This is a genomic window from Synechocystis salina LEGE 00031 (genome assembly GCF_015207985.1).
GTDB lineage: Bacteria > Cyanobacteriota > Cyanobacteriia > Cyanobacteriales > Microcystaceae > Synechocystis > Synechocystis salina.
In genome coordinates this window covers 1-9,435 of the sequence record NZ_JADEVV010000085.1, presented here as the reverse complement: position 1 = coordinate 9,435, position 9,435 = coordinate 1, and the positions used below count along the sequence as shown (strand labels likewise).

The window sequence follows — 9,435 nt, the reverse complement described above, 5'->3', positions numbered from 1 at the left end:
ATAGATAAGGTTATTCAAGATTACTGCATAGCTTAACGTCTCATAATTATCCTAATTAGCTATAAATACTGACAGTAATCTAAACGAGTGAAAGAAGTCATCCTACTACCTTAACCTCATCTATCTTGCGTAAGTCCTGACCAAGATCTATGAGCTTGATAGCCACAAAGGGCACAATGATGCCCCCCAACCCATAAATTAAAATGTTGCGCTGAAGTAGTTGATCTGCACTTAAAGGGCGGAACTTTACCCCCCGTAGGGCCAGGGGAATGAGGGCGGGGATAATCAGAGCGTTGTAAATCAGGGCCGAGAGCACGGCGGATTGGGGACTGTTCAGATCCATGATGTTGAGGGAACCAATGCCAATACCGGCGAACATAGCAGGAATAATGGCGAAATATTTAGCAATGTCGTTGGCCAGGGAAAAAGTGGTCAATGCCCCCCTAGTGATTAGAAGTTGTTTGCCAATGGTCACCAGGTCAATTAATTTGGTGGGATCAGAATCGAGGTCCACCATATTCGCTGCTTCCTTGGCCGCCTGGGTGCCAGAATTCATCGCTAAACCCACATTGGCCTGGGCGAGGGCCGGAGCGTCGTTAGTACCGTCTCCAGTCATGGCCACCAATTTACCAGCGGCCTGTTCCTGTTGAATAACCTGGATTTTGTCTTCTGGAGTGGCTTCGGCAATGAAGTCATCAACCCCCGCTTCCTTGGCAATTACTGAAGCGGTAATGCGATTGTCCCCCGTAAGCATCACGGTGCGGACCCCCATGCGCCGCAGTTGATTAAATCGCTCTTGAATACCTGGTTTGATGATGTCCTTGAGGTAAATTACGCCGTAAATATCATCATTGCGACAGACCGCCAACGGAGTGCCCCCTAGGTGGGAAATCCGGCGGTAGGCTTCATCAAGATCCGTGGGGGACTGGCCTCCCCTTGACCGGACAAAACCTCGAATTGCATCCACCGCCCCTTTCCGTATCTCACTACCATCGGGTAAATTGGTACCGCTCATGCGAGTCCGGGCAGAAAATTTCACCCCCTCCGCCTCCTGGGGATCAAAGTCCAAATTGGCTCCCATTTTTTCCGCCAAGCGCACAATGGATTTTCCTTCCGGGGTAGTGTCAAAAATACTCGCCCCCAAGGCGACCGCCGCCACTTCTTCCACAGAATGGCCATTCACTGGCAGAAAAGTCTCCGCTAAACGGTTCCCCAAGGTGATAGTGCCCGTTTTATCTAGCACCAAGGTGTTGATATCTCCGCAGGCTTCCACGGCCCGCCCGGAAGTGGCCACCACATTAAACTGGGCTACCCGGTCCATGCCAGCAATGCCAATGGCACTCAGCAAACCGCCAATGGTAGTGGGAATCAAAGCCACCAAGAGGGCAATGAGTAGGGTGATGCTCACTGGGCTATGGATGTAATTGGCCGGAGGCGGTAGGGTGGCCACCACAATTAGGAACACCAAGGTCAACACCGCCAGCAGCACTGTCAGAGCAATTTCATTGGGGGTTTTACTGCGCTCCGCCCCTTCCACCAGGGCAATCATGCGGTCAATAAAGCCCTTCCCCGGATCCGCCGTCACCCGGATGATCAGTTCATCGGAAATGATGCGGGTGCCCCCAGTCACGGAACTGGCCACATCGGAACCTGGTTCCTTGAGCACTGGGGCCGATTCCCCTGTAATGGCAGATTCGTCCACCGAGGCCACCCCCTCCAACACTTCCCCATCGGCCGGGATAATATCGCCAGCGGTCACTTTAAGGCGATCGCCTCTCCTTAAATGGGTGGAGCTGACCATTTCTAGGGAACCATCAGCTAAAATTCGCTGGGCATAGGTCTTAGTCTGGGTTGACCGCAGGGCATCGGCCTGGGCCTTTCCCCTCCCCTCGGCCACCGCTTCGGCAAAGTTGGCAAACAAGACTGTAAATAACAAAATAACCGTCACCAAACCGTTAAACATCGCTGAGGTGCCAGTCACCCCAAATAGGTTGGGATTGATGGTCAACACCCCGGTGATCAAGGTGCCTACCCAAACCATAAACATGACCGGATTTTTGATCATGATTTTGGGATTGAGCTTGACCCAGGCTTCCTTGAAAGCCCGTTGATAGAGATCGGAAAGATTGGCTTTTGGGGTATGTCGCCGCTGTTGTCGTGGCCCTCCCGGTTGTCGCACAGTGGAAGTGAAATCCATAAACTTAGGTAAAAATCGGATTTAAGAGTAGGGAAAAGATAGAAATCAAGCGTCGGCTAACATTGCTCGGAGCTAAACCAAATTGAAAGCTTCCGCCACTGGGCCGAGCACCAAAATGGGCAAAAAAGTCAGGGCACCGAGGATAATGATGGCTCCGGCAGTAATCCCAGTGAATAGGGTTGTATCGGTGTGGAGAGTGCCGCTGGTTTCCGGAACGGGTTGTTTGCGGGCCATGCCATCGGCCAAGAAAATCAAGGCCACAATTGGTACATAGCGTCCGGCAATTAACGAGAAACTGGCGCTTAAATTCCACCAAAGAGTGTTATCCGCCAAGCCTTCAAAGCCAGAACCATTGTTGGCGGCAGCGGAAGCATATTCGTAGGCCACCTGGGAAATGCCATGGAAACCCGGATTGCTAATGCCCGCTAGGGTGTCAGGAAAGGCGAGGGTAATGGCCGTCGGAATTAAAATGGCAATGGGGTGGATTAGAAGAATTAAGCTAGCGAGGACAATTTCTCGCTTCTCGATTTTGCGCCCCAAAAATTCCGGTGTCCGCCCCACCATCAACCCAGTGAGAAAAACCGTCAGGATGAGAAACACAAATAAATAGGCCGTGCCGGTGCCCTGGCCTCCCCAAATAATTTGTAGGAACATATCCGATAGGGTGACAAAACCACCGGGGGGCATAAGAGAATCGTGCATGCCGTTGACCGCCCCACACATGGTTCCCGTGGTGGACACAGCCCACAGGGCCGTCAATACCCAACCTAAGCGCACTTCTTTGCCCTCTAAATTGGGTTGGGTTTCCCCGAAGATTTGATTGACCAGGGGATTACCATGAAACTCCCCTACGGCGGCGACGGTAATCAGGATTACATAGAGAATAAACACCATCCAAAAAATTAACCATCCCTGTTTGGGGTTACCCGCTATGGTGCCGTAGGTGATGATTAAACCCGCCGGGATCACCATCATGATCACCGTTTCCAGTAGGTTGGCAAAATTATTGGGATTTTCGAAGGGATGGGCAGAGTTAACACCGAAAAAACCGCCGCCATTTTCCCCTAGTTCTTTGATGATTTCAAAATGGGCCACGGGACCCCGGGCGATCCATTGAGTTGCTCCCTCTAGGGTAGTCACCTGGGCTGGTCCAGCAAGGGTTTCCGGCACCCCAGCCAGGAGGAGGAGTATTGCCCCCACGAGGGAAATTGGCAATAAAATTCTGGTAATTGATAGCACTAAATCCTGATAAAAATTACCGATCGCCTGGCCGCTTAAGCCCCGAATAAAGGCGATCGCCACGGCAATACCGGTGGCCGCGGAGGTAAACATCAAAAAGCCCAGGGCACCAGCCTGACTAAAGTAGGTATAGGTAGTTTCTCCGGAATAATGTTGTTGATTGGTGTTGGTCACGAAGGAAATCGCAGTGTGTAGGGCCAAATCCCAAGAGGGGGCAGCTAAAGCCGTGAGATTGAGGGGCAAACTGCCCTGCAGCATCAAGATTAGGAAGACAAAAACGCCCATAACCAGATTACTGATCAGCACAGCGCTAATATACTGGGCTACCCCCATGGGGCGATTTTCCGTAATGCCAGAGCCAGCAAAAATTAAGGACTCCACAGGCCGGGTAATTTTATCGAGCCAAGTGGACTGACCAAGAAAAACCCGCGCCATATAACGCCCAAGCAAGGGGGCCGTGGCCACAAGGATGGCTAAAATCAGTGCAATTTGTACAAAACCTTGCCACATAAAACTTTGTCATCTCCAAGTAATATTAGGGCAGGACAAGTGGGGTCACTCACTACTCTAAAAAAGTTAAATTCCGCCGCTAATTTATCCATGTCATCAGCTTGCCTTGATCAACGAATTTCTACAAGGTATAGAAGAGAATTTAAAAGATGTTTATAGATTATACTTAAACAATTTCATTGCCCATATTAAAATTGCTTAGCTTTGATCTATACCAAATGATATAGAAGTAATTAAACAAGTAAATTCATTTTTTTTGTTTTAGTATGGATGGGAAGTCCCCTGTAATTTTGCTCCTTCAAAGCCATTTCTGTTCAATGATTGTCTGACCAAACAATGCGTATTTGGACCCGTACCCACTGGTTGCTAGCAATTCTTTTTTTAATTGTGATTAGCCTGGAATACAGCACTCCCCCTCCCTATGTGCTCGGCTACCTTTACATTGGGGCAGTGTTATTGGCCAGTGTGCGGCTGGGGCGTCGGGCAACCCTCTGGGTAACAGGCATTGCGGTGGGTCTAACCCTACTAAATTTGTGGATTCCGGGCATTGAACCAATCACCCCCATTACCTTGGCCAATCGGATTATCACCGTACTGGCACTGCTGGTCACCGCTTGGCTGAGCGATCGCCTGCAACAATACGAAGCGGCCATGCTAAAACAACAGGTACAACTAGCAACCCAAATTCAACTGGCCAAGGTGCGGGAGGATTTTGTCTCAACCCTAACCCATGACTTGAAAACTCCTCTTTTGGGAGCAATTGAAACCCTCAATGCTTTCCAAGCAGGACAGTTTGGGGCCGTTACCCATGGCCAACAACGGGCGATCGCCATTATGATGCGTAGCCACCGCATGACCTTGCAACTGGTTGAAACCCTAATGGATGTTTATCACAATGACACAGAGGGTTTATACCTACACCAGGAACCGGTCAATCTGACTAGTCTGGCCGAAGAAGTAATTCTGCAACTCACCCCCCTGGCCACGTCCCGTCAAATCCATTTATGTCTGCGCCAAGGTAACTCCGACTTTCGCCAGACCTACTGGGTACAAGCCGATGCCCTACAACTACAACGGGTTTTTAATAACCTCATTACCAATGCCATTAACCATTCCCCCCGTGGTTGTAAGGTGGAAATTTCCTTGATTTCGAGAAATAATTATTTCCAGGTGCAAATTGTCGATGAAGGACGGGGCATTCCTGATTATGATCTGCCCAATCTCTTCGAGCGATTTTATCAAGGCCATGGCGATCGCCAAGCGAAGGGAGCCGGACTAGGTTTATATCTCAGCCGCCAAATTATTGAAGCCCACGGCGGTAAAATCTGGGCGGAACCCCACTCTCCCCAAGGAGCCATTTTTGCTTTTTCTCTGCCCATAGAATCCTAGGGCTTAACCGGCTCTTTGGTTTATTACTATTCATTTTCAAGCCTGTTTTAAACGAAAATGATATGGTTCAGAAAGCAAAATTTTTCGATAGCAAGGATTTAAGCAGCTAGTTGTAGCCCTAATTTAGACTAATTAGTTAAGTCCCCTTTGTTAATCAACACCATCTATGTCAATTGCCCCCACTCCAATTCGGATTCTCCTGGTGGAGGATGATGAACTTTTCCGCCTGGGGTTAGTGACCCGCCTCAGCCAAGAACCGGGGTTAGATGTGGCCGGGGAAGCTGAAGATGGAGAAACGGCGATCGCCTACGTCAATCAACAGCTTTTTGATGTGGTGATTTTAGATGTGGGATTACCCGGTATCGGTGGCATTGAAACCTGCCATCAAATCAAAAAAATTCATCCACAATTACCAGTTCTTATTCTCACTTCCCATTCCCAACCTGCCCTCATTAACCGCCTGATTGAAGCCCATGCCCAGGGTTATTGCGTCAAAGGGGTAGCAGCAGAAACATTGGTGCTTGCCATCCGCTCAGTGGTGGCCGGTGCATTCTGGTGGGATGCCATCGCCTCTCAGGAAATTCAGACAGCGTTTCAACACAGCCCATCGTCTCCGACGGTGCCGGCATTGGCCATGGCGGACAATCCCCTCACTAAGCGGGAACTGGAAATTTTAGCCTTGGTGGCTAGGGGCAAAAGTAACCAGGAAATTGCCGACGAACTTTACATTGCACCAGGTACAGTGCGGGTCCACATACATACCATTTTGCGTAAATTGGAGGTGCGGGATCGGACCCAAGCTGCCATTTTAGCCATTGAAAAAAGGTTAGTTTCCCTTTGAGTCCGATGATTACCCCCAGTCAACTAAGCCAAGTAGCAAGGGAAATAGGTTTAACAGAAAGTGCCTTAAGAAAATAGGTAAAATAGTCAACATTGACAGGTAAGAAGCAGGTAAAGGTCAATTAGCATCAACGGAAAGATAAAAACTAAATAGCTTGCGCCATGACCTGAAAAGGGTACAAATGGAGCGAAATTTTTTAAAATAGGCAGCGAACTTGCTTGCCGAGAAAAGTCCAGAATCAATGAGCTAATTCATGCGGGGAAGACAAATTTGCCGATAAGGCTAATGTGCCGGATATTAAAGTAATCAAGAAGCGATTACTACGCCTGGCATAAACGATCAATATCTTCTCGAAATAAGGCGAACAAACTCTTGTATAGGGCTTCTTGTTCACACGAGCTAATCACCCCTTTCGATTCATCACATCCCATGTTCAAACGTTAAAGGAGAAGGTTTTGAAATAACGTAACCCTGGGCATAATCGAAACCGATCGCCTCCACAGCCCTCAATATGGCAGCATTTTCAACAAATTCAGCAATTGTTTGTAAATCCATCACATGACCAATACGATTAAAGCTTTCCACTATCTCTCGGTCAACTTTGCTTTGAATAATATTTTTAACAAAACTGCCATCAATTTTTAAATAATCAACGGGAAAATATTTAATATATTCAAAAGAATTCATTCCGTGACCAAAATCATCAATGGCAAAATAACAACCAAATTGTTTGATTTCATTAATAAATTTTACGGCTTGATCAAAATGGCTGATCGCCGTCTCTTCTGTAATTTCAAAACAAATTGTTCCTAAGGGAAATGAAACTTTTGCCAATTGCATTTTCAAAAAGTCGAGAAAATAATCATGGTTAATACTAGCGGCGGAAAGATTGAGAGCATATAAATAATTTTGAGAGACATTCATTCGTTCAGAATGTTGTTGATAATAATGATCATAACGACTGAAAAATTGACTGACAACCCACCGATCAATTGTCGGCATCAATTGGTAACGTTCAGCTGAAGGAAGAAACACGCCAGGAACAATAATTCTTTTTTCATCCAATAACCGTAACAAAACCTCATAATAAATCAGCTTAGATTTTTTATTGATAGGTATTACAGTCTGACAATAGAGATCAAAATTATTTGCTTCTAGGGCATCACGAATTTCACCAACCCACTGTCTTTCTCGTCTTTGTTGCCGTAAATCATTATCATCATCACGATAAACCTGTATACAGTTTCTTCCCTTATTTTTTGCAGCATAACAGGCCGCATCTGCCATGCTCATAAGACGATTTTTGTCGTTTTCATGGGGGGTAATCGACACTAAGCCAATACTGATACTAATATGAAAAATTTTACCTTCCCATTGGAAGCATAATTTTTCAACCATATCCCTAGAAGTCTCAGCAATTTCTATTGCTTTTTCTAAGGGGCATTGGTATAGCAAAAAAGCAAACTCATCCCCCCCTAAACGGGCTAAGGTATCGACTTCTCGTACTCTTTGTTGTAATAGTCTAGCCACTTGACGTAGGAGTTTATCCCCAGCGATATGACCAGAGGTGTCATTGACAACCTTAAATTGGTCTAAATCCAGATAACATAAAACATGATTATGGCCCTCGTTATTTGCCGCGATGGTCTCATCTAGTTTCTGTTCAAAGCCTGAACGATTGATTAAACCCGTTAGAAAATCATGACTGGCTTGCCAGGTAAGTTGACGGGTGAGGTTATGGGCAATGGTCACATCCCGAAAAATAACCACACTCCCCACTACGTTTCCTTTACGGTCTTGAATTGGAGCAGCGGAGTCATCAATGGGAATTTCGGAGCCATCACGGCGAATTAAATTCGTATTTTTCGCCAAATTAATTGTCGTAATTTCTTCCAGGGCTTGAATAATGGGATTTTTAACCGGATTCCTGGTAAATTCGTTAATAATTTTAAAAATTTCAAATAAATGATTTCCTGAGGCCTCTTCATTCGTCCAACCGGTTAGTGATTCAGCGGTGGGATTAAGATAGGTAACAGCACATTCAGCATCAGTGGTAATTACCGCATCCCCAATGGATTTAAGCGTAACCTGAGCTAATTCCTTCTCAAAAAAAAGAGCCTCCTGAGTTTGTCTATGATCCTCTATTTCTTTAAGTAATTGCTTATTTTTTGCTCGAATTAGTTCTGTGCTTGTTGCCCAAAGTCGGCGCTGGAGTTGCCGCAGAGATATGTGAGTTGCAATTCGTGCGAATAATTCCTCCATTTGAAAGGGCTGGGTTATATAATCAGCCCCCCCTAACTCCAAACCTCGAACCTTATTAAAAGTACTAGTCAGTTCGCTTAAAAAAATGATAGGAATAGGAGCTATCTCTACATCTGCTTTTAATCGTCGACACAGCTCATAGGCATCATAACCACCGAGTTTAACGTAAAGCAAAATTAAATCTACTTTAATTGCTAACACATTTTTTAGGATAGCCGAATCAGATCGACAAACTTGAAACTCATAGCCTTTGTTTTCGAGTTTCCCCCTGAGCTTTTGCAGATTACCAGAATCACCAACAACTAAAATTTTACCTTTTGTTTTTAACATAGCAAATCACTAGCTCAGTGGCGAGGCTTTTTCAATATACCCACCTCTTATGTGGTGAGTATATATTGATGAAAATCACGTGTCTGGAACTGGGAATAAAAGTAAAGAATCTTGACTAACTAGGAGCAACGATTGGACTGATATCCTCTCTTAATCAGCCTCAGAATGACTTTGTGGTATCAAGATTTAAATCGCGCGGTCTTATTGATATATTTTTGAATAAAAATTTTATTTGTTCTTAAAAAAAACAATAAAATAGCTATTAATCATGGGCTTTAGGCTTTCAGAGGTTTATTCTCTGACCAGAATAAAGAAAGAGAACACAACAACCTCAAGTCGCTTATCAAAGGTGACGGGCTCAGAACTTTTCTTGATACAAAATCCTCGGTTTACAAACTGCCCTGCACAGTTTCAGCCTAACTGAATATTTGGAGTTTGTCCGTACGAATTAAGGCCTGTGAAAAATTCAAATTATTTTTGGGGAGTAGTGAGTTCAAATATATTATCAAAGCCAAGGCATTATGTTAAACTTTGTAAAAATCAAAGTGGCTATCACTAGCAACCGAACTAACTTGGTTGTAGTTAGGAGATTTTAAGATTTTTGCCTAATGAATACTTTGTTATCGTCTGTAGTCAAAAAATGCCTACTTGGGCCAATTCTGTATGA

General features: G+C 45.5%; 5 protein-coding genes. 2 read left to right on the top strand and 3 right to left on the bottom strand.

Annotation, left to right across the window (positions count from 1 at the left end):
• Positions 1 to 97: 97 nt before the first annotated feature.
• The gene (gene kdpB / locus IQ217_RS18235) at positions 98 to 2,197 is read right to left on the bottom strand and encodes a potassium-transporting ATPase subunit KdpB (RefSeq protein WP_194021302.1); all 2,100 of its coding nucleotides are present in this window, start codon (positions 2,195 to 2,197) and stop codon (positions 98 to 100) included.
• Between the two features lie 72 nt (positions 2,198 to 2,269).
• Positions 2,270 to 3,946 carry a potassium-transporting ATPase subunit KdpA gene (gene kdpA, locus IQ217_RS18230; protein ID WP_194021300.1) on the bottom strand — a complete coding sequence of 559 codons (1,677 nt, stop codon included), beginning with the start codon at positions 3,944 to 3,946 and terminating at the stop codon, positions 2,270 to 2,272.
• Positions 3,947 to 4,282: 336 nt separating this feature from the next.
• On the opposite strand from kdpA, the gene IQ217_RS18225 reads away from it, so the two are divergent.
• Together IQ217_RS18225 and IQ217_RS18220 are read left to right on the top strand one after the other, a co-directional pair.
• Positions 4,283 to 5,335, top strand: a complete 1,053-nt coding sequence (locus IQ217_RS18225; RefSeq protein ID WP_194021298.1) for an ATP-binding protein — start codon at positions 4,283 to 4,285, stop codon at positions 5,333 to 5,335.
• A gap of 166 nt (positions 5,336 to 5,501) precedes the next feature.
• Complete coding sequence (locus IQ217_RS18220) at positions 5,502 to 6,176, top strand: response regulator transcription factor (protein WP_194021297.1); 675 nt, start codon at positions 5,502 to 5,504, stop codon at positions 6,174 to 6,176.
• A 420-nt stretch (positions 6,177 to 6,596) separates the two neighbouring features.
• Here IQ217_RS18220 and IQ217_RS18215 read toward each other — a convergent pair whose 3' ends face one another.
• On the bottom strand, positions 6,597 to 8,768 hold the full coding sequence (locus IQ217_RS18215) for an EAL domain-containing protein (RefSeq protein ID WP_194021296.1): 2,172 nt from the start codon (positions 8,766 to 8,768) through the stop codon (positions 6,597 to 6,599).
• Positions 8,769 to 9,435 lie beyond the last annotated feature (667 nt).